Origin of the sequence: Streptomyces sp. NPDC002232 (assembly GCF_042890295.1) — a bacterium.
Lineage (GTDB): Bacteria > Actinomycetota > Actinomycetes > Streptomycetales > Streptomycetaceae > Streptomyces.
Map to the genome: position 1 here is coordinate 1,133,959 of NZ_JBIARV010000004.1, position 21,933 is coordinate 1,155,891.

Here is a 21,933-nt window from a genome sequence, read left to right on the forward strand (position 1 = left end):
ACGAGCCTGCGTCACTGCTGGGCCCTCCACATTTCTTCGAGCATGGTGATCTGGTTCTGGTCGAGGTCGAGCAGGTCGAGGTCGGACGGGGTGTGCCCGGCGGACGTCCCGCCCGCCGCCCAGGCGGCGAACGCGTCGAGCGCGGCGGTCCAGCCGTCCGCGAGCGCCGCGACCGTGTCCTGGGACAGCGCGTCGCCCGCCCACAGGAAGGAGGCGACCAGTTCGGGCCCGTCCGGCCCCTGCTCGACCTCCGCGTCCACCTGGAGGGGGTAGGCGAGCGGCGCGCCCGGCTCCGGGCCCACGGCGAGCGCGTCGGCCTCGGCGGCGGGACCCCAGGCGGTCTGCCGGGCGGCGGTCTGCCGGCCCAGGTAGTTCCAGAGGATCTCCGGACGGTCCGCAGGGTCGAACAGCCCGGCCGTGGCGGCGTTGGCGTACCGCAGCAGACCCGCCCCCAGACCGCCGTCCGGGACCCCGCGGATCCGTTCCTTGACCTCCTTCAGGGCCGCCCCGGGATCCTGTGTCCCGCCCACGACCGCCCGCGCGTCGTAGGAGTCCGCGGTGAGCCGCAGCGGGTAGACGCCGGTCAGCCAGCCGACGGTACGGGTGAGGTCGGCGCCCGGGACGAGGTCCTGCTCCCGGCCGTGCCCCTCCAGCTCGACGGTCACGCCGGCCACGGGCGTCCCGTGCCGGGCCGCCCAGTCGCCCACGGCGAGCGCGAGCGCGGTGAGCAGCGTGTCGTTGACCGTGCCGTGGAAGGTCTGCGGCACGGCCGTCAGGAGCGGGGCGGTCCGCTCGGCGGAGAGCCGCACGGTGAGCCGCCGGGCGGTCGCCACCGTGTCCCGCGCCGGATCCAGCGCACGGTCCGTCAGGAGCCGCCCACCCGTGGCGGACTCGGCGAGCCAGCGGTCCAGCTCGGCGGTCCGGCGCCCGCTCTGCGCCTCGGCGAGCAGCCCCGCCGTCCAGGTCCGCAGCGCCGTCGGCACCGCCTCCAGGGCGGGAGCCCTCCCCTCGGCCGCGGCCTCGCACGCGGCCCGCAGGTCCGGCAGCAGGATCTGCCAGGACACCTCGTCCACCACCAGATGGTGGGCGACGAGCAGCAGCCGTCCCGGCTCACCGGGCCCGGCGTCGAAGCGGACGGCCCGCACGGTCCGGCCGGCCTCCGGGTCGAGCTCGCCCGCGGCACGGTCCGACTCCCGGGACACCAGGCCCCGCAGCCCCTCCGCGTCGAGCCCGGCGGCGTCCACCGTCCGCAGCACCGAGGCGGCCGTCAGGGAGCCCACCGGGTCGACCTCGGCGCTCCACACGCCGGGCCGCGTCACGGTCAGCACCTGCCGCAGCCCGTCGTGGACGTCCAGCACCGCCTGGAGCGCCGTCTCCAGGTCCGCGTGCCGCGCCCCGGCGGGCAGCACCACCAGACGGGCCTGGCAGAAGCGGCGATGGGCACCGCCGCGCTCCGCGAACCAGTGCGCCACCGGCGGCAGGACCAGCGGACCCGTGGCCTGCTCGGCCGCGCGCTCCGGAGCACCGCCCGCCGGGGCGGCGGGCGCGGCGACGGCGGCCAGACCGGCCGGCGTCGGGTGCTGGAAGACCTGCCGGGCCGTCACCGTGAACCCGGCCTTCCGGGCCTGGCTGACGTACCGGATGGAGACGATGCTGTCGCCGCCCAGCTCGAAGAAGTTGTCGTCGGGACCCACCGCGGGCAGCCCGAGGACCTCCGCCATCAGCCGCGCGAGCAGCCCGCCCGGCGTCTCGGCGACGGCCACCGGGGCGACCGCCGCCGGGCCCGGCGCGGGCCGCGCCTCCGGCGGCGCCGGAAGGGCGCGCCGGTCGAGCTTGCCGTTGGGGGAGAGCGGCACGGCCGGGATCTCCAGGAACACGGCCGGGACCATGTACTCCGGGAGGAGCGCCGCCGCGTGCGCCCGCAGCGCGTCCGGGTCCACCGGCCCGTCGCCCGCCGGGACGGCGTAGGCGACGAGCCTGCGCACACCCGGCCGGTCCTCGCGGACCACCGTCACGGCGCGGGCCACCCCCGGCGCCCCGCTGAGCACGGCGTCGATCTCACCGAGTTCGATGCGCAGGCCGCGCAGCTTGACCTGGTCGTCGGTCCGGCCGAGGTACTGGAGCCGTCCGTCGGGATGCCGCACGACGAGGTCGCCGGTGCGGTACATGCGGGTGCCGGCGGGCCCGTAAGGATCGGCGACGAACCGGTCCGCCGTCAGATCGGGGCGGCCCAGATAGCCGCGGGCGAGCTGGACCCCGGCGAGGTGGAGCTCGCCGGGGACACCGACGGGTACGGGCCGGAGACGGGCGTCGAGGACGTGGACGCGGGTGTTCCAGACCGGGGAACCGATGGAGGCCGAGGCGGTGGTGGCGCCCGGCCGGGCGGCGGCCGCGGTGACGTCGACGGCGGCCTCGGTCGGCCCGTACAGGTTCTCCAGGGCGACCGGGCGGCCCCCGGCGGAGGCGTGGAAGCGGTCGACGAGTTCCGTGGGCAGGGCCTCGCCGCTGCACACCACCAGCCGCAGGCTCGGGCAGTGCGCGATCTCCGCCTCCGCGACGAACGCGTCCAGCATCGACGGCACGAAGTGCAGGACGCTGACCCGCCGGGCACGGATCACCTCGGCCAGGTACTCCGGGTCCTTGTGCCCGTCCGGCCGGGCGACGACCAGCGGCGCGCCCTGGGCGAGCGGCCAGAACAGCTCCCAGACGGAGACGTCGAACGTCGTCGGCGTCTTCTGCAACACCCGGTCGGCCGGCGTCAGCCCGTACGCCCCCTGCATCCACTGGAGACGGTTGACGATGGCCTCGTGCTCGACGACGACCCCCTTGGGGCGGCCGGTGGAGCCTGAGGTGAAGAGGACGTACGCCGGGTGGCGCGGCGACAACGGCGCCACCCGGTCCTCGTCCGTCACCGCCCGCGCGTCCGCGCCCGCCCACTCCGCGGCCACGGCCGGCGCGTCGAGCACGATCCGCTCCGCGGCGAGCCCCGCCGGCAGGTCCGGCGCCGAGGCCGTGTCGGTGAGGACCGCGACGGGCCCGGCCGTCTCGCACATGTGGGTGAGCCGGTCGGCGGGCAGGGTGAGGTCGAGCGGCAGGTAGGCGCCTCCGGCGCGGACGACGGCGTGCAGGGCGATCAGCAGGTCGAGGGAGCGGGGCAGGGCGACGGCGACGACCGACTCCGGCCCCACGCCCCGCCGGATCAGCAGCCGCGCGAGGCGGTTCACGCGGGTCTCGAAGTCGGGACGGGAGAGCTCCGCGTCCTCGAAGACGAGCGCCGGTCCGTCCGCCGTCGCCGCACCCGCCGCCACCAGGTCCGCGAGGGTGCGCGGACCGTCCACGACCCGCTCGGTCGCGTTCCACTCCTCCAGAGCGCGCCGCTCGCCCCCGGCCCACAGGTCGAGGGCGGACACCGGGGCGTCCGGGTCGGCCGCCACCCCGTCCAGGAGCCGGACCAGCCGCTCCACGAGCCGCTCGGCCCCCGGCCGGCCGAAGAGATCGGTCGCGTACCGCAGACCGCCCTCGATCCGCCCGTCGACGGCCGAGCCGCCGAAGGCGAACTCCAGGTCGACCTTCGACCCGCCGATCTCCACCGGCAGTTCACGGGCGGCGACCCCGAACAGCGAGGCGAACTCCGTGGACACCGAGTGGTACGTGACCATCGCCTGGAAGAGCGGACTGCGGGCCTGGGAGCGCGCCGCGCCCACGGCGTCCGCCACCGCCTCCAGCGGCAGGTCACCGTGCGCGAAGCCGGCGAGCCCGGCGTCGCGCACGCGGCCGACGAGCTCCGCGAAGGTCGGCTCGCCCGACACGTCCGCGCGCAGCACCAGCGTGTTCAGGAAGAAGCCCACCAGGCCGTCCAGCTGCTCGTCACCGCGCCCCGACACCGGAGCGCCGAGGGGGATGTCGTCCCCGGCGCCGAGCCGGTGCAGCAGGGCCGCGACCGCCGCGTGCACCACCATGAACAGGGTCGCGCCCCGGTCACGGGCGATCCGGGCGAGTCCGGCGCCCGTGGCGGCGGAGAGCTCGAACGGGACCACATCGCCGCCGTGGGTCGGCGAGGCCGGACGCGGGGTGTCGGTCAACAGGCCGAGTTCCTCCGGGATCCCGGCCAGTGCCTCCCGCCAGTACGCGGCCTGGCGCGCCGCCGTCGAGTCCGGCTCCGCCGGGTCGCCCAGGAGGTCGCGCTGCCAGAGCGCGTAGTCGGCGTACTGGACGGGGAGCACGGGAAACCCGGGCGCCCGGCCGGCGGCGCGGGCCGCGTAGGCCGTGTCCAGATCGGCCAGGAGCGGGCCCGTGGACCCCTCGTCGGTCGCGATGTGGTGCAGCAGCACCACGAGCACATGCTCCTGGTCGGACGCGCTGAACAGCGAGACCCGCACCGGGATCTCCCGGGCCAGGTCGAACACGTACCGGCAGGCGGCCTCCGCCTCGGCGGCGAGCGCGTCGGAGGGGACACGGCGCGCCTCGAACGGCACCCGCGCCTCGTCCGGAGTCAGGATCCGCTGGTACGGCTCGCCGTCCACCTCCGCGAACACGGTCCGCAGCACCTCGTGCCGCGCCACCACGTCCTCCACCGCCACGCGCACGGCCGACGCGTCCACGGGTCCGTCGAGACGGACCGCGAAGGGCACGTTGTACGCGGTCCCCGGCCCCCGGACGCTGTCGAAGAGCCACAGGCGCCGCTGGGCGTACGAGAGCGGCAGGCGCTCGGGACGCTCGCCGGCCGGCGCCAGGGCGGGCCGCCCGGAGGCGGTCCGCCGCGCCAGCCGGGCCGCGAGACCCGCGACCGTCCGCGCCTCGAACACGTCCCGGACCGAGCACTCCACGCCCAGCGCGGCCCGCATCCGGGCCACCAGACGCGTCGCGAGCAGGGAGTGCCCGCCCAGGTCGAAGAAGTCGTCCTCGACACCGGCCGTCTCCAGACCGAGCAGGGCCGTGAAGATCCCGAGCAGGATCTCCTCCCGCGCGTCCCTCGGCGCCCGCGTCGTCCCGGCGACGGTGTCCGGCGGGACGGGCAGGGCACGGCGGTCGAGCTTGCCGTTGGGGGAGAGGGGAACGGCCGGGATCTCCAGGAACACGCCCGGGACCATGTACTCCGGCAGCCGGGAGGCCGCGTGGGCGCGCACCGCGTCCAGCAGGACCGGCCCGTCACCGGCGCCGACGAGGTACCCCACGAGCCGCTGCACGCCGGGCCGGTCCGCGCGGACCACGGTCACGGCGCGGTTCACCCCCGGCGCCCCGGCGAGTACGGCGTCGATCTCGCCGAGTTCGATGCGCAGGCCGCGGAGTTTGACCTGGTCGTCGGTGCGGCCGAGGTACTGGAGCTGTCCGCCGGGGTGGCGCACGACGAGGTCGCCGGTGCGGTACATGCGGGTGCCAGGAGGCCCGTAGGGGTCTGCGACGAATCGTTCCGCCGTCAGGTCGGGCCGGTCGAGGTAGCCGCGGGCGAGCTGGACTCCGGCGAGGTGGAGCTCGCCGGGGATGCCGACGGGAACGGGCTGGAGGCGCGAGTCGAGGACGTGGAGACGGGTGTTCCAGACGGGCGAGCCGATGGAGGCGGAGGCGGTGGTGGCGCCGGAGCGTGCGGTGGCGGCGGTGACGTCGACGGCGGCCTCGGTGGGCCCGTACAGGTTCTCCAGGCGCACGGTCGGCCCGACGGTGGACGCGTGGAAGCGGTCGACGAGTTCCGTGGGCAGGGCCTCGCCGCTGCACACCACCAGCCGCAGACTCGGGCACCGCGCCACGTCCACCGAGTCCAGGAAGGCCTGGAGCATCGACGGCACGAAGTGCAGCACGCTGACGTTCCGTTCGCGGACCAGCTCCGCGAGGTACTCCGGGTCGCGATGGCCCTCGGGCCGGGCGATGACCAGCGGCACACCCTGGGCGAGCGGCCAGAACAGCTCCCAGACGGACACGTCGAACGTCGTCGGCGTCTTCTGCAGCACCCGGTCGGCCGAGGTCAGCCGGTACGTGCCCTCCATCCAGGCCAGGCGGTTCACGATGGCCTCGTGCTCCACGACCACCCCCTTGGGACGGCCGGTGGACCCGGAGGTGAAGAGGACGTACGCCGGGTGGCGCGGCAGCAGCGGCGCCGACCGGTCCGCGTCCGTGACCACGGTGCCGGCCAGGCCCTCCAGCTCCGCACGCACCTCGGGCGCGTCCATGACCACCGGCTCGGCGTCCACCCCGGCCGGGAGCGCGCCGAGCGACGGGAGGTCGGTCACGACACACACCGGACGTGCCGTGTCCGTCATGTGGGTGAGGCGGTCGGCGGGCAGGGTGAGGTCGAGCGGCAGGTAGGCGCCTCCGGCGCGGACGACGGCGTGCAGGGCGATCAGCAGGTCGAGGGAGCGAGGCAGGGCGACGCCGACGACCGACTCGGGGCCCACGCCCCGGTCGACGAGGAGCCGGGCGAGGCGGTTCACGCGGGTCTCGAAGTCGGGACGGGAGAGCTCCGCGTCCTCGAAGAAGAGCGCCGGGCCGTCCGCCGTCGCCGCGCCCGCCGCCACCAGGTCCGCCAGCGTGCGCGGACCGTCCACGACCCGCTCGGTCGCGTTCCACTCCTCCAGGATCAGCCGCCGCTCCTCCGGGCCCATCAGCGCGGCCGAGGACACCGGGGCGTCGGGCGCGTCCGCCACGGCCTCCAGGAGACGGACCAGCCGCTCCGTCAGACGCTCGGCACCGGAACGCTCGAACAGGTCGGTCGCGTACCGCACCCCACAGGTCATTCCCGCACCGTCGGGGCCGCCCTCCGGCGTGCGCCGGAAAAGGATCTCCAGGTCGAACTTGGCCGCGCCGCCCCGCACCGGGAACTCCCCGGCATCCGTGCCGAGCAGCCGCGACAGGTCCGGGCCGCCGCCCTCGTACGCCACCATCGTCTGGAACAGCGGGTGACGGGCGAGCGAGCGGACCGGCGCGACCGCCTCCACGACCGCGTCGAAGGGCAGGTCGGCGTGGTCGAGGGCCGAGAGCCCCGCCGCGCGGGCCCGGCCGAGCAGTTCGGTGAACGACGGGTCGCCGGACAGGTCGGTCCGCAGGACGGCCGTGTTCACGAAGAAGCCCACGAGCCCGTCGAGGACGCTGTCGCCGCGCCCCGCGACCGGGGTCCCCAGCGGGATGTCGTCCCCGGCACCGAGCCGGTGCAGCAGGGCCGCGACCGCCGCGTGCACCACCATGAACATCGTCGCGCCGGAGTCCGCCGCCAGCCGGTCGAGGCGGGCCACGAGTCCGGCCGGGAGCGCGGCCGTGGCCGTGTCGCCCCGGTGGGTCGGGACCGCGGGCCGCGGCCGGTCCGTCGGCAGCGCCAGCTCCTCCGGCAGACCCGCGAGGGCCTCGCGCCAGAAGGCGGACTGGCGCGCGGCCAGGGAGGACGCGTCCGCCGGGTCGCCCAGGAGCGCCCGCTGCCACAGGGCGTAGTCGGCGTACTGGACGGGTAGCGCGGAGAAGTCTGGGGTCCGGCCGGCGACCCGCGCGGTGTAGGCGGCGTCCAGGTCGGCCAGGAACGGTCCGGTGGACCACTCGTCGGTCGCGATGTGGTGCAGCAGCACCACGAGCACATGCTCCTCGTCGGCCGCGTCGAACAGCGTGACCCGCAACGGGAGTCCGTCCTCCAGGCCCAGCGGCTCCGCCACCGTCGCCTCCACCGCGTCCGCGAGCGCATCCGACGCCACCGCGCGGACGGCGAACGGCACCTCGGCCTCGCCCGGCGCCAGGATCCGCTGGTACGGCTCGCCGTCCGCCTCCGCGCACACGGTCCGCAGCACCTCGTGCCGCGCCACCAGGTCGCCGAACGCGGCACGCAGCGCCGTCACGTCCGGCCGCTCCCGCAGCCGCAGGGCCAGCGGGACGGTGTACGTCGAGCTCGCGCCGTCCATGTCGTACTGGAACCAGAGGCGCCGCTGCGCGTACGAGAGCGGCAGGCGCTCGGGGCGTTCGGCGACCGGGGCGAGCGCGGGGCGCTCGGAGGCGGCCCGCTCCGCCAGCCGGGCCGCCAGGCCCGCGACCGTCCGCGCCTCGAACACGTCCCGCACCGAGCAGGCGCGACCCGCCGCCCGCACCCGCGCCACCAGGCGCGTCGCGAGCAGGGAGTGGCCGCCGAGCGCGAAGAAGTCGTCCTCGGCACCGATCGACGCCAGACCCAGGACCTCGCCGAAGGCCGCGGCGAGCCGCTCCTCCGCCGCGCCGCGCGGGGCGCGGGACGGCGCGGCGGCCGTCACGGCGGGCGCGGGCAGCGCGTGCCGGTCCAGCTTGCCGTTCACGTTCACCGGCAGGACGTCGAGGCCGACGACCGCCGCCGGGACCATGTACTCCGGAAGGCGCCCGGCCACCGCCCGGCGCACCGCGTCCGGATCGGCGCCGCCGGTCACGTACGCCACCAGACGCGGCACGCCGGGGACGTCCTCGCGGACCAGGACGGCCGCCGACACCACGCCCTCGCAGGCCGTCAGCTCGGCTTCGATCTCACCGAGTTCGACACGGAAGCCGCGGATCTTCACCTGGTCGTCGGCGCGGCCCAGGAACTCGATCAGACCGTCGGAGCGGCGCCGCGCCAGGTCGCCCGTACGGTACATGCGCGAGCCGGCGGGGCCGTACGGGTCGGCGACGAACCGCTCCGACGTCAGCACCGGGCGGCCCAGGTAGCCGCGGGCGTTCTGGACGCCCGCGAGGTACAGCTCACCGGGCACGCCGGGCGGCACCGGCCGCAGCCGTGCGTCCAGGACGTGCGCCCGCGTGTTGTCGAGCGGGCGGCCCACCACCGGCGTCACGGCGTCGGATACCCGCGCGACCAGGGCGTCCACCGTGAACTCGGTGGGACCGTAGTAGTTGACCGTCTCCACGTCCGGGACCGCGCGCAGCTCCGTCCAGAGCGCCGGCGGCACGGCCTCCCCGCCGAGCAGGAACAGCGGCGGCCGGTGGTCGCCCCTGAACAGGCCCGCGTCGAGCAGGTGCCGGCCGTACGACGGGGTGACGTCGAGCGCGTCGATCCGCGCCTCCCGCACGTGGGCGACCACCGCGTCCGCGTCGCGCCGCCCGTACTCGTCCAGGACGTGCAGCTCGTGCCCGGCGACCAGCCACAGCAGCTGCTCCCAGGAGGAGTCGAAGGAGAACGAGGCGGTGTGCAGGGCCCGCACGCGCCGCCCGAGCCGCTCCGCCACCGGCCGGTAGAGCTCGCGCTCATGGTCCCGGTAGAGGTTGGCGAGGCCGGCGTGGTGCAGGCCGACGCCCTTCGGGCGGCCCGTGGAGCCCGAGGTGTAGATGACGTACGCCAGGTCGTCCGGGCGGGGCGCCCGGGGCGCCGGGCCCTCGGCGGCGGCCAGCCGGTCCCGTACCGAGGGGTCGTCCAGGACGATCCGGGACGCGCCGGCGGCGTCCGGAACCCGTCCGTCCACGGCCCGCGTGGTGACCACGCAGACGGGCGCCGCGTCGCCCAGCAGGTACGCCAGGCGCTCCTCCGGGTGGTCCAGGTCGAGCGGGAGGTAGGCACCGCCCGCCCGGAGGACGGCGAAGGCGGCGACGACGGACTCGGCCGAGCGGGGCACGGCGAGCGCCACGACGGCGTCCGGGCCGACGCCCTCCCCGGCGAGCAGCACCGCGAGCCGGGTGACGCGGTCGTCGAGCTCGGCGAAGGTGAGCCGCAGCTCGCCGCAGACCAGGGCGACCGCGTCGGGCGTCCGCTCGGCGCGCCCGGCGAGGATCTCCACGACGGTGGCGTCCGGGTGGTCGACGGCGGTGTCGTTCCACCGCTCCAGGAGCGCCCGCTCCTCCTCGGACCGCAGCTCGTACGCGGAGACGGGGGTCCCCGGCGCCGCGACGGCCTGCTCCAGGAGGCGAAGCAGCCGCCCGGCGAGGGCCTCGGCGGTGTCCCGGTCGTAGAGGGCGGACGCGTAGAAGACCTCCAGGTCGAGCGCGTCGCCGTGGGCGCTGTCGGAGAAGGTGACGTCGAGGTCGAACTTGGTGACGCCCGGGTCCGTGCGGTCCACGGACGCCTCCAGGCCGAACAGGGCGCGCACGTCCTGGGTGACGGTGCTGTGCGACACCATGGCCTGGAAGAGCGGGTGCCGGGTGAGCGAGCGCTCCGGGTGGACGGCCTCCACCACGGCGTCGAACGGCAGGTCCGCGTGGTCGAGCGCCGCCAGGTCCGTGCCCCGCACCCGCTCCAGGAGGGCGGCGAACGTCGGGTCGCCCGACAGGTCGGCGCGCAGCACCACTGTGTTCACGAAGAAGCCGACGAGACCGTCCAGGGCCGGGTCGGGCCGGCCCGCGACCGGGCTGCCGAGCGGGATGTCGTCGCCCGCGCCGAGCCGGTGGAGGAGGGCGGCGACGGCCGCGTGGACGACCATGAAGACGCTGGTGCCGGACTCGCGTGCCAGCCGCCGGACACCGGAGGCGAGCACGGCGGGAACCTCGCGGTGCACCATGCCGCCCGAGTGGTCGGGCTCGGCGGGCCGGGCCCGGTCGGCGGGCGGCGTCGCCTCGGCCGGAAGCCCGGCGAGCGCCTCGCGCCAGTACGCGGTCTGCCGGGCGGCCGGGGACTCCGGGTCCGCCGGGTCGCCGAGCGCCTCGCGCTGCCAGAGCGCGAAGTCGGCGTACTGCACCGGCAGCGGGGTGAACTCCGGCTCCTCGCCCAGGAGCCGGGCCGCGTAGGCGCGTTCGAGACCGTACAGGAACGGCCCCATCGACCACTCGTCGCTCGCGATGTGGTGCAGCAGCACCACCAGGGCGTCGGCGCCGCGCCCGGTGTCACGGACCAGGGTGACCCGCACCGGGGCCTCCGCCGACAGGTCGAAGAGGTGACCGAGGGCCCTCTCCACCGCCGTGTCCACGCCCTGCGGTGCGGTCTCTTCCACGCGCAGCCGCACTCCGGCACCGGCCAGGGACAGGATCCGCTGGTACGGCTCGCCGTCGTGCTCGGCGAAGACCGTGCGCAGCGTCTCGTGCCGGGCCACGACGTCTCCGAGGGCCGCGTCGAGGGCCTCCGGGTCGAGGAGCGTGCCGAACCGGGCCACGAACGGGATGTTGTACGTGGCGGCGGGGCCTTCGAGCTGGTGCAGGAACCAGAGGCGGCGCTGCGCGTCCGACAGCGGAAGGCGCTCGGGCCGGCGCTTGGCGGTCAGCGCCGGACGGGCGACCGTCTCGGCGCGGGCGGCGAGCCGCTCGGCCAGCGCCGCGGGCGTACGCGCCTCGAACACGTCCCGCACGCCGCACTCGGTGCCGAGCGCGGTGCGCAGCCGGGCCGCGAGGCGGGCGGCGAGCAGTGAGTGGCCGCCGAGGTCGAAGAAGTCGTCGTCGGGGCCGGCCGAGGCCAGCTCCAGGACGTCGGCGTACACCCCGGTGACGATCTCCTCGCGGGCGTCCCGAGGCGTCCGGCCGCCGGCCGAGGCGGACCCGGCCAGGTCGGGCGCGGGCAGCGCGCGCCGGTCCACCTTGCCGTTGGCCGTCAGCGGGAAGGTGTCCAGGACCACCACGGCCGACGGCACCATGTGCGCGGGCAGCCGGTCGCCCACCGCCGCGCGCAGCTCCGCCGCGTCCGGGGAGGCGCCGGCCGTGCCGGTCACGTAGCCGATCAGCAGCGGGGAGCCGGGCACGTCCTCGCGGACCACGGCCACGGCCCGGTCGACCTCCTCCCGGTCCGTCAGGGCGGTCTCGATCTCGCCGAGTTCGATGCGGAAGCCGCGCACCTTCACCTGGTCGTCGGCGCGGCCGAGGAAGTCGAGGACACCGTCGGGGCGGCGGCGCACCAGGTCGCCCGTGCGGTACATGCGGGAGCCGGGCGGGCCGTACGGGTCGGCCGTGAACCGCTCGGAGGTGAGCGCCGGGCGGCCGAGGTAGCCGCGCGCCAGCTGGGCGCCGGCCAGGTACAGCTCTCCGGGCCGGCCGTGCGGCACCGGGCGCAGCGCGGAGTCGAGGACGTGGGCGCGGGTGTTCCAGAACGGCAGGCCGATGTCCGGGGTGCCGGTGTGCCCGGGGGAGAGGGCGGAGGAGGTGGCCCAGACGGTCACCTCGGTCGGCCCGTACACATTGGTGACCGACGCGGCCGTGCGGGCGAGGCGCTCGGCGAGGGCGGCGGGCAGCGCCTCGCCGCCGACGAGGACCCGGGTGGAGGCGAGGGCGCGCGGAGCACCCTCCTCCAGGAGGGCGTGCCACAGCGACGGCGTCGCCTGCATCACGGCGGGCCGGTGCGTCTCGATCAGGGCGGCGAGGGCCGCCGGGTCGCGGACCGTGTCGCGGCCCGCGAGGACGACCGTCGCGCCGCTGATCAGCGGGACGTGGATCTCCAGGGCGGCGATGTCGAAGGAGACGGTGGTGACCGCGACGAGTCCGTCACCGGGCTCCATGGCGAGCTCGTGGGCCTGCATGCGCAGGAAGTTGGCGAGAGCGGAGTGCGGGATCACCACGCCCTTGGGGCGGCCGGTGGAGCCCGAGGTGTGGATGACGTACGCGGGGTGGTCGCCGTCCGGGACCGGAAGCGCCCCGGCGGGCTCGCCGGCCAGGTCCGCGAGCGCGGACAGGGCGTCGGGGGAGTCCAGGACGAGGGTCTCGGTGCCGGGCACGTCGGGGGCGTCGGGCGCGGCGGCGAGCGTGGTGAGGACGCACACCGGCCGCGCGTCCCGGACCATGAACTCCAGCCGCTCGGCCGGGTATTCGAGGTCGAGCGGCAGGTAGGCGCCGCCCGCTCTCAGCACGGCGAGCAGGGCGACGACCAGATCGGCGCCGCGCGGCAGGGCGATGCCGACGAACCGCTCGGGGCCGACGCCACGCGCGGCGAGCAGCCGGGCCAGCCGGTCGACGCGGGCGTCGAGCTCCGCGTACGTGAGCTCCTGGGTGCCCGCGACGAGCGCGACGGCCTCGGGGTGCTGCCGTGCCCGCTCGGCGAAGGCCTCCACGACGGTGCCGGGCGCCACCTCGCGGGCGGTCGAGGCGGCCTGCTCCGCGAGCGAGCGCAGGACGGTGGCGTCGAGGAGGTCGGGACGGCCCACCGGGGTACGGGGTCCCGCGGTCGCGGCCTCGGTGAGGAAGCGGACGAATTCGGCGCAGCGGGCGTTCAGGCCGTCGGCGTCGTAGGCACGCGGGTTGGCGTCGAGTTCGAAGGCGATCCGGCGGGCGGCCGCGTCGTGCCGGACGGCCAGCGTGAGGTCGTCGACGGGTCCCGCGGCCACGTTGTGCACGGTGCCGGGCGCACCGGCGAAGTCGAGGGCGTTGTCGAAGGCCTTGACGTTCACCATCGGGCCGAGCGGGCCCCGGTCGCGTCCGACGAGGCCGAGGTCGCGGCGGATGTCCTCGGCGCGGTAGCGCTGGTGGCGGCGCAGGTCACCGACGGCGGCGGCAACCTCGGCGACCAGCTCGGCCAGCGGGAGGTCCGGGCGGACCGCGACCCGCAGCGGCAGCACGTTGACCACCATCGCCGGGACGGAGAGGGAGGCCGAGCCCAGACGGGCCATCGCGGGCAGGGACAGCAGGACGTCGCGGTCGCCGGTCGAGCGGTACAGGAATGCGGCGAAGGCGGCCGTCACGACGTCCGCCCAGGTGGCCTTCGCGGCGCGGGCGAGATGCAGCACCCCCGCGGTGGCCTCGGGCCCGAGCACGCCCTCGGCGCGCAGGAAGCCGGGAGCCGCCGGGAACGACGCGCCGGCCAGCGGCTCGTGGTCCCCGCGACCGGCGAGCCGGTCCCGCCAGTAGGCACGGTCGGCGGCGTGCCGCTCGTCGTCCCGGTAGGCGGCCTCCTCGTCGACGACGGCGGACAGCGGACCGAATGGCGAGGGCGCGGGCTCCTCGCCGCGGGCGAGCGCCGAGTAGACCTCGGCGGTGCGCCGGGACAGGAGCGAGAAGCCGTAGGCGTCGAGCGCGATGTGGTGGACGCGCTGGTACCAGAGCGTCCGGTCCGGGGCCACCCGGTGCAGCGCGAAGCCGAACAGCGGGGCGTCGGCCGGGTCGGCGGGCGTCGCCATGTCCGCGCGCATCGCGGCGAGCGCCGCGGCTTCCGGGTCCGGAGCCCCGAGGTGGTCCACGACCTCGACGACGGGACCGCTCGGTGGCGCGTCCGCGAGGATCTGGCACGGCTGTCCGTCCGCGTCCTCCTCGAAGCGGACGGTGAGTGCCTCGCACTCCCCGACGACCCGGCGCAGGGCCGTCGCGAAGAGGTCCGGGTCGAGCGCGCCGGCGACGGCGACGTACTGCCCGACGTTGTACACCGGCGAGTCGGGGTCGAGCCGCTGGCCGTACCAGACTCCGGTCTGGGCCCCGGTCAGGGCGAGGCGTCGCAGAGCGCGCTCGGTCATGGATCTTGCTCCAGTGGGTCACCCGCGGCGGCTCGGAGCCGGCGGCGGGACGGGACGGAGAGGGGGGTGGGGGAGGGCGGGCGCCGCGGCGGTGCCGGGACGGTGGCACCGGCGGCGCCCGGCCCGGTCGGTGTCAGCCGCCGGTCGGGGAACCGCCGTCGGCGGTCAGCTGTTGGGCGGTGGCCGGGGAACTGCCCTCGGCAGCCCGCAGCTTGGCGGTGGTCGGGCCCGCACCGGCGGGCGTCACCGTGACGAGGTCGTCGACGGGCGGCCCTTCGCCGCCGGACTCCTCCTCCTCGCGGGGGAGGGTCGCGCGGCGCAGGCCGGGCACGGTGACGGCCACGACCACGGCGGCGGCCGCGCACACCACGCCGTTCACGACGGCGGCGCCGACCGGGCTGAACCACTTCGCCACGAGGGCGACCTCGACGTCGCCGACCACGTCGCCGGTGGTGCCCTGCGCGGTGAGGACGCTGACCATCCGGCCGCGCAGCCGGTCCGGGGTGTGGTGCTGGACGAGGGCGTACTCGAGGATCTCGTAGACCGTGCCGGCGGCACCGCCCACCGCGAGCATGGCGAAGGCGACGGCGGCGCTGCCGCTGAGCCCGAAACCGATGATGGACAGGCCACCCGTGAACGCGGCGGTGAGCAGCAGGCGTCCGGGGCGGGCGGCGCGTGTGATCCAGCCGCTGGTGGCGGAGACGAGGATGGCGCCGACGGCCGGGGCGGTGTAGAGCAGGCCGAGCATGACCTCGCCGCCGCCGAACCGCTTGTCGACCATCTCGGGGAAGAGCACCACCGGCATGTTGAAGAGGGCGTTGATCCCGCCGAGGGCGAGCAGGGCGCCGACCACGCGATGCCGCACGGCGAACCGGAAGGCCGCGAGCGGCGATCCGGAGTCCTCGGCGCCGTCCTCGTCGTCCTCCGCCACCGGAGGCAGCGGACGCAGCCGGAGCAGCAGCAGGGTGGTGACGGCGGTGGTGACGGCGGTGAAGGCGAAGACGGGGCCGGGGCCGGACAGGGCGAGCAGCACGCCGCCCAGGAACGGGGCGGCGACCGAGCCGATCTCGCCGGTCAGGGAGATCAGCGCGCCGGCGGCGGGGAGTTGGTCGGGGCGGACCAGGGTGGGGGCGACGGCCATGAGGGCGGTGACGCTCACTCCGGTGGCGAGTCCGTCCCACGCGACGCACAGGTAGACCGCCCACAGCTGGGGTTCGGGCGTGAAGGCGTTGACCGCGAGGCCGGCGAAGGCGAGGGCGGCGGAGGCGCGGGCCCACAGGATCAGCTTCCGCCGGTCCATGCGGTCGGCGGCCCAGCCGCCCCACAGGGAGCCCACCAGGACGGTGACGCTCATGATCATGCTGGAGGCGGCGACACCGAAGGTGGACCCCGTCAGGTCGTAGACCTGCTTGGACAGGGCGACGGTGGCCATGCCCAGACCGAACAGGGACACGATCCGGGCGACGAAGATCGCCCGGAAGTCCCGGCTGGTCCGCAACGGGCCGATGTCGACGAGGAGTTCACCCACGCGCACGGGACGCTCCCGAGGGCTGCGCGAGGAGGGCGGCCCAGGCGCGGAGGGTGGGGCGCTCGGCCAGGTCGACGAAACCGGCCTCGGCGCCCTCGGCGCGCCACTTCTCCACCAGGCTCATCAGCCGGATCGAGTCGAGGCCCTGGTCGAGCAGGCTCTCGTCCGGGTCGACCTCCTCGGCCTCGACGTAGAGCACGTCGGCGACGTCGCGGGCGAGCCGCTCCAGCGCGAAGGTCTGCTGTCCGGCCGTGTCGGCCATGGAGGGGTCCTCTTCTTCTGGTCGTAGATCAATTTAGTGAGGTAAGGCTTACCTAACTAAATATCGTTCAGTCAAGCGCCGGCCCTCGTCCCGCGGGGGTGTCCGTCGAGACGCGGGTCGGGGGAGCGGTGTGTGTGGGTGTGGCAGGTCGCCGCGCCGGAAGTCCGGGTCGCTAGGCGCCCCCTGGGCGCGTGTTTGTACGCCGAATCGACCCGCCGTGTGGCAGGCGTGCAGGTCGTGGGGGGCCTGGGCGGGCGCGGAGTGGCTCTCGCGTCGGGGTGCGGGGAAGTCCGGCGATCGGGGGCCGCGGCACGCCGTGACTCCGGGGGCGCCGTCGCCGGCGGGCCGGGCCGATCGAGGGCCGGGCTTGTCGAGGGCCGGGCCGGGGGTGCGCCCGGCCCGGCGGTTCGGGGTGCGCCCGGCCCGGCGATTCGGGGGTGGGGGGTTGCGCCCGGCCCGCTGGACCGGGCCGGGGCGGGCGGGTCAGCCGCGAGCGATCAGGCTGGCCGGGCGCAGGTCCGTCCAGTGCTCCTCGGTGTAGGCGGCACACCCTTGCCGGGAGTCCTCGCCGTGCGCCACGGTCCAGCCGTCCGGAATCGCGGCGAATGCCGGCCAGAGCGAGTGCTGGTTCTCGGAGTTGACGAGCACGTAATACCGGGCGTCGTCGTCCTCGAAGGGGTTCGTCGTCATCGTGTCTCCTCGCGCCGGAGCCGCCCTCCGCGTGCGGCACCCCGTGGGGGAGCGGAGGGGCAGGGGGTTCGGTGGGACGCCCGAGAGCCGGGCTCTTAGGTAAGGCTTACCTAAAATCACCCAGGGTGCGAGGACTGTCAAGTCGCCTTCGGGGGGCCTGTTCCGGTGCCGGAGCGAGTCCCGGGCCCGGCGTGCTCGTCCTCGGCGAAGGCCCCGTGACCTCCTTGGCCCAGGCGCCGGGCGTGCACCCGAAGTGCCGCCGGAACGCCAGTATGTAGCCGTTCGTGCTCGTGAATCCGACCCTGGCGGCGACCGTCCCGACCTGGTGCCCACGGCCGAGCGGTTCGAGCGAGCGGTTGAGGCGGGCCCTCGTCCGCCACTCGGAGAAGGAGATTCCGGTCTCCGTGCGGAAGGTCCGGCGCAGGCTCGTCGAGCTGACGTACAGGCTCTCCGCCCACTCCTCCGCGGTGCGCTGGTCGTCGGGTCTGCGCAACAGGCCCACGGCGACCGCGCGCGCCGCCTCGCTGGTCGGCTGGGGCAGCGGCAGCCGCGCGTCCCGGCGGGCCGGAGCGCAGGTCAGCGCGGTGAACAGGGCGGCGTCCTCGGCCTCGCCACCGGCGCCGCGATACCGGGCGAGCAGGTGCCGACGGGTGGTGTCGTCGAGGCGGACCGGAGTGGCCCGGGTGAACGGCAGGCGGTGCTCCGCGGCCTCGAACGGCTCGGCCAGGACGAGGGATTCGGGGTCGAAGCGGGCGCTGTGCGGGATGCCGGCCGGGATCCACAGGGCCTGGGGCGAGGTGAGCTCGTGCGCGCCGTCCGGCGTGGTGACGGTGATCCGTCCCAGGGGCGCGTAGAGCAGCTGATGGAAGTCGTGCACGTGCTCCGGATGCCCGGTCGCCGTGATCAGGTCCTCGTTCGCGGTGCGCGTCGTGCCGTCGGCCATGAGGCCACCCCCCCGGCGGATCGAGGGCCGGTCGGACCCTGACCCCTCGATGTGATCGGTCGACCTCCGGGTTGGATCCCCGAAGGTTAGGCAAGGGTAACCTAAGTTGCTGTACGGGTTGGGAGAACAAGGACAAATGATGACGCAAGCGACTCCACCGGTGGCGACCGCACCGGTGCCGGAACCGCCCCTGGACACACCACGGTTCCACACCCGCACCGCACGGGGAACGGCCGTGGCCGTACTCGCCGTCGCGGCGCTGGTCGTCACCCTGGTCGCGGGCATCGGGCTCGGCGCCCGGGACATCGCGCCCATGGACGTCGTCCGCATCCTTCTCCACCCGGGGGAGCAGGCGTTCGACACTCACGTGCTGTGGACCGAGCGGATTCCCAGGACCTTCCTCGGCCTCGCCGTGGGTGGGGCGCTGGGCGCCGCCGGCCTGGTGATGCAGGCCCTCACCGCCAACCCCCTCGCGGACCCGGGGATCCTGGGTGTCGAGCAGGGCGCGTCGATGTTCGTCGTCCTCGGCATCGTGTTCCTCGGCGTCACGGATCCGGCCGGCTACTTCTGGCTCGCGCTGCTCGGCTCGACGGCCGCCGCCGCCGTCGTCTATCTGGTGGGCACCCGTACCGACGCGGGGAGCTCCGCCGTCGGCCTCGTCCTCGCGGGTGTGGCCCTCGCCGCCGTCATGTCCTCCCTCATCACCCTCCTCGTCGTCCGTGACAAGGAGGTCTACGCCCACCTCCGCTTCTGGTCGGTCGGGCAGCTCACGGGCCGCGCGGAGGTACTCAGCCAGGTCATGCCCTTCGTGATCGTCGGACTGCTCCTCGCCCTGCCCCTGGGCCGCACCCTGAACATCCTCGGGCTCGGCGACGAGACCGCCCGCGCCCTCGGCGTCCGCGTCGAGCGCGCCCGGCTCACCGCCGCGGCGGTCGCCGTCCTGCTGTGCGCCGCCGCCACCGCGGCCGTAGGTCCGGTCGCCTTCGTGGGACTGGTGGCCGCGCATGTCGCGCGACTTCTCGTCGGTCCTGACCACCGCTGGTCGTTGCCCGTGTCCATGGCGGCGGGCGCCGTCCTGCTCACCGTCTCGGACACGGCGGGCCGGCTGGTCCTGGACCACGGGGAGGTCCAGGTCGGTCTGATGACCGCTGTCGTGGGCACCCCGTTCTTCGTGTGGCTGGCGCGCCGCCGCGACCTGGTGCGGATGTGATGACCGCACTCGACACCCGTCCGGCCCGGCCGGACGCGCCGGACACCCGCGCCGTCGTCGCCCGTCTGCGGGCCGGCCGCCGGTCCCGCGACCGCCGCACCCTCCTCACCGCCTCGGCTCTCGCCGTCGCCGTGCTCGGGCTGACCACGGCCTCCGTCCTGCTCGGCGGGATCGGCCGGATCGATCCGGCCGACGTCCTGCCCGCCGCGTTCGGCCTGCGTGACGGACTGGCCGACTACATGATCTTCCGGCTGCGGATGCCGAGGGCGCTCTCCGCGCTGCTCGCCGGAGCTCTCTTCGGGCTCGCCGGTTCGCTGTACCAACGGCTGATCCGCAACCCGCTCGCCACCCCCGACATCGTCGGCATCTCCGCCGGCGCGGGCGCCGGCGCCGCGACCGCGCTCCTGTACGCGCCCGCCGCGTTCACCCTCGGCGTCCCGGCCGCCGCCGTCCTCGGCTCGTTCGTCCTGGTCGCCGCCGTGCACCTGCTGAGCTGGCGCGGCGGGGTGGACACGTACCGCCTCGTCCTCGTCGGCATCGGTCTCAGCGCGGTCTGCACCGCCTACACCAACTACCTGTTCACCGTGGCGGACCAGCAGAGCATCGCCATCGCCATGCGGTGGACGGTCGGCAGCACCAGCGCCGCGGACTGGGACGGCGTCACCACCCTCGCCGTCGGCTTCGGCGCCTGCGCGACGGCCGCGCTGTTCCTCGGCCGTTCCCTCGCCGTCCTCACCCTCGGCGACGGCTTCGCCGCCGCTCTCGGCGCCCGGGTGACGGCCTCCCGCATCGGGGTCCTGCTCCTGGGCGCGGCCGCCGCGGCCCTCGCCACCAGCGTGGTCGGCCCGATCGGCTTCGTCTCCCTGGTCAGCGGCCCGATCGCCGTACGCCTGGTCGGCACCGGACGCTCCACCCTCGTCGCCCCCGCCGTCGGAGCCGTCATGGTCCTCGGCGCCGACGTCCTGGCCCAGCACGCACCGCTGATCAGTCCGGTGCCCACGGGTGTCCTCACCGCGCTGCTCGGCGCCCCCTACTTCGTCTGGCTGATTCTTCGACGCAGGCAGGGAGCCTCGTGACCCACGCAGTGACACCACAGACCGGGAGTCGGCCCGCGACCGCGCCCCACCAGCTGGAAGCCCGCGGCATCAGCGCCGGATACGGCAGGGCGCCGGTCATCGAGGACCTGTCCCTGCGGATCGAGAAGGGCCGCATCACCGTCCTCGTCGGCCCGAACGCCTGCGGCAAGTCCACCCTCCTCAAAGCCATTGCCCGCCTGCTGCCCCTGGCCGCGGGATCGGTCCTCCTCGAAGGCGCCGACATCCACCGCCTGCCGACCCGGGAGGTCGCGCGCAGACTCGGCGTCCTTCCGCAGTCACCGGTCGCCCCGGAGAGCATCACGGTCGGCGACCTGGTCTGGCGCGGGCGGCACCCCCACCACCGCTTCGGGCGGCGCCGCGACGCCCGCGAGGACGTGCTCATCGCCGAGGCGCTCCGGGCGACCGGCACCGCCGAACTCGTCGACCGCCCCGTCGACGAGCTCTCCGGCGGACAGCGCCAACGGGTCTGGATCGCCCTCGCCCTCGCCCAGGACACCCCGACCCTGCTGCTCGACGAGCCCACCACCTACCTGGACGTCGCCCACCAGATCGAGGTCATGGACCTCCTCGCGGACCTCAACGAACGGATGGGCAAGACCATCGTGCTCGTCTCCCACGACCTCAACCAGGCGGCCCTGTACGCCTCGACGATCGTCGCCCTGCGCGACGGACGCGTCATCCGGCAGGGCACGCCCGAAGAGGTCCTCGACGAACGGACCGTGGCCGAGGTCTTCGGCCTCAGGTGCGTCGTCGCCCCCCATCCCGTCACCGCCAGGCCACAGATCTTCCCCCTCGGCCGCCATCACCACTCGCAGGAGACCCACTCATGAACCGCCCCGCAAGACCGCTCGCACGGCCCTCCGCCGCCCGCACCCTCCTCGCCGCCGTCGCGTGCGCCGCCCTCCTCGCCGGCTGCGGCGGCAAGGACGAGGCCAAGACCGGTGGTGACAAGCCCGCCGCGGGCGCGTCCGCCGACGCCGTCTTCCCGGTCAGCCTCCCCAACGCGTGGGGCACGACGAAGGTCGAGAAGAAGCCGCTCAAGGTCGCCACCGTCTCCGACGGCGACACCGACATCGCCCTCGCCCTCGGCATCGTCCCGGTCATCACCCCCGACGCCGAGGACGGCGGCCCCGTCCCCGAGTACAAGCAGCGCGCTCTCACCAAGCTCGGCGCCGGCAAGCTCAAGCAGTACGACGACACCGACGGCACCGACTACGAGGCCATCGCCGCCGAGGCGCCGGACGTCATCCTCGGCATGAACACCTGGTCGATGGACACCGACTACGCCAAGCTCGCGCCGATCGCCCCGGTCGTCACCTTCACCGACAAGGCACAGGCCGACACCCTCACCTGGCAGGAGCGCCTGAAGACCGCCGCCAAGGCGCTCGGTATGAGCGCCGAGGCGCAGAAGGTCATCACCGCCAACGAGAAGGCGACCGCCGACGCGGCCGCCGCCCACCCCGAGTTCAAGGGCAAGTCGTACACGTACGCGGTCGTCCACCCCGAGCAGATCACCTTCATGTCCTACGCCGACCAGGACCCGGGCGTCTTCGAACAGCTCGGCTTCCGCAAGACGGACAAGGCGAAGAACTACAAGGCCGACAAGAACGCTGTCAGCCTGGAGAACCTCGACGAGCTGGAGGCCGACGTCCTGCTCATGACGTACCCCTTCGGCGACAACGGCCTGCTGGGCGCCAAGGAGCTGGAGAGCAACAAGCTCTTCCAGTCCCTCCAGGTCGTCAAGGGCAAGCACTACACGGTCATCCCCTCGGAGAACACCCTCTCCTCGGCGGTCGCCTACCCGGACGCCCTCAGCGCCCCCTGGGTCGTGGAAAAGCTGACGCCCCTCCTGGCCGAGGCCGTCGCCGGCAAATGACGCCCGCTCCCGCGGGGAAGCACCGAACACACCCGCACGGGCGGGGCGGGC

At 75.0% G+C, this 21,933-nt stretch carries 9 protein-coding genes; 4 read left to right on the forward strand and 5 right to left on the reverse strand.

The window, feature by feature from the left end; genetic code table 11:
• Positions 1–11: 11 nt before the first annotated feature.
• The 5 genes from ACFYXU_RS23010 to ACFYXU_RS23030 form a co-directional block, all read right to left on the reverse strand.
• Entirely contained in the window at positions 12–14,276 is a 14,265-nt protein-coding gene (locus tag ACFYXU_RS23010; protein ID WP_389459587.1) for an amino acid adenylation domain-containing protein, read from the reverse strand.
• Positions 14,277–14,409: 133 nt separating this feature from the next.
• Positions 14,410–15,810 (reverse strand): enterobactin transporter EntS, encoded by a 1,401-nt coding sequence (entS, locus tag ACFYXU_RS23015; RefSeq protein ID WP_389459589.1) that lies wholly within the window; start codon positions 15,808–15,810, stop codon positions 14,410–14,412.
• Positions 15,797–16,066, reverse strand: a complete 270-nt coding sequence (locus ACFYXU_RS23020; RefSeq protein WP_361399149.1) for a phosphopantetheine-binding protein — start codon at positions 16,064–16,066, stop codon at positions 15,797–15,799. Before ACFYXU_RS23020 ends, entS begins: the two co-directional genes overlap by 14 nt.
• A 483-nt stretch (positions 16,067–16,549) precedes the next feature.
• Positions 16,550–16,756: an MbtH family protein gene (locus ACFYXU_RS23025; protein WP_376510153.1), complete on the reverse strand. Its 207-nt coding sequence runs from the start codon at positions 16,754–16,756 to the stop codon at positions 16,550–16,552.
• A gap of 106 nt (positions 16,757–16,862) precedes the next feature.
• Positions 16,863–17,699, reverse strand: coding sequence for an AraC family transcriptional regulator (locus ACFYXU_RS23030; protein WP_389459592.1), 837 nt, complete (start codon positions 17,697–17,699; stop codon positions 16,863–16,865).
• A gap of 235 nt (positions 17,700–17,934) precedes the next feature.
• On the opposite strand from ACFYXU_RS23030, the gene ACFYXU_RS23035 reads away from it, so the two are divergent.
• Genes ACFYXU_RS23035 through ACFYXU_RS23050 form a run of 4 tightly spaced genes read left to right on the forward strand, consistent with a single transcriptional unit; the run spans position 17,935 to position 21,882 of the window.
• On the forward strand, positions 17,935–18,909 hold the full coding sequence (locus ACFYXU_RS23035; RefSeq protein WP_389407012.1) for a FecCD family ABC transporter permease: 975 nt from the start codon (positions 17,935–17,937) through the stop codon (positions 18,907–18,909).
• Positions 18,909–19,985 (forward strand): FecCD family ABC transporter permease, encoded by a 1,077-nt coding sequence (locus ACFYXU_RS23040; protein ID WP_389459593.1) that lies wholly within the window; start codon positions 18,909–18,911, stop codon positions 19,983–19,985. The genes ACFYXU_RS23035 and ACFYXU_RS23040 overlap by 1 nt, the downstream gene beginning before the upstream one ends.
• The gene (locus ACFYXU_RS23045) at positions 19,982–20,836 is read left to right on the forward strand and encodes an ABC transporter ATP-binding protein (RefSeq protein WP_389459595.1); all 855 of its coding nucleotides are present in this window, start codon (positions 19,982–19,984) and stop codon (positions 20,834–20,836) included. Before ACFYXU_RS23040 ends, ACFYXU_RS23045 begins: the two co-directional genes overlap by 4 nt.
• The gene (locus ACFYXU_RS23050) at positions 20,833–21,882 is read left to right on the forward strand and encodes an ABC transporter substrate-binding protein (RefSeq protein ID WP_389459597.1); all 1,050 of its coding nucleotides are present in this window, start codon (positions 20,833–20,835) and stop codon (positions 21,880–21,882) included. The genes ACFYXU_RS23045 and ACFYXU_RS23050 overlap by 4 nt, the downstream gene beginning before the upstream one ends.
• Positions 21,883–21,933 lie beyond the last annotated feature (51 nt).

Coding starts and splice junctions, on each gene's coding strand:
- ACFYXU_RS23025 (WP_376510153.1), bottom strand. CDS start 16,756: ATGACGACGAACCCCTTCGAGGACGACGACGCCCGGTATTACGTGCTC.
- ACFYXU_RS23040 (WP_389459593.1), top strand. CDS start 18,909: ATGACCGCACTCGACACCCGTCCGGCCCGGCCGGACGCGCCGGACACC.
- ACFYXU_RS23020 (WP_361399149.1), bottom strand. CDS start 16,066: ATGGCCGACACGGCCGGACAGCAGACCTTCGCGCTGGAGCGGCTCGCC.
- ACFYXU_RS23050 (WP_389459597.1), top strand. CDS start 20,833: ATGAACCGCCCCGCAAGACCGCTCGCACGGCCCTCCGCCGCCCGCACC.
- ACFYXU_RS23010 (WP_389459587.1), bottom strand. CDS start 14,276: ATGACCGAGCGCGCTCTGCGACGCCTCGCCCTGACCGGGGCCCAGACC.
- ACFYXU_RS23030 (WP_389459592.1), bottom strand. CDS start 17,699: ATGGCCGACGGCACGACGCGCACCGCGAACGAGGACCTGATCACGGCG.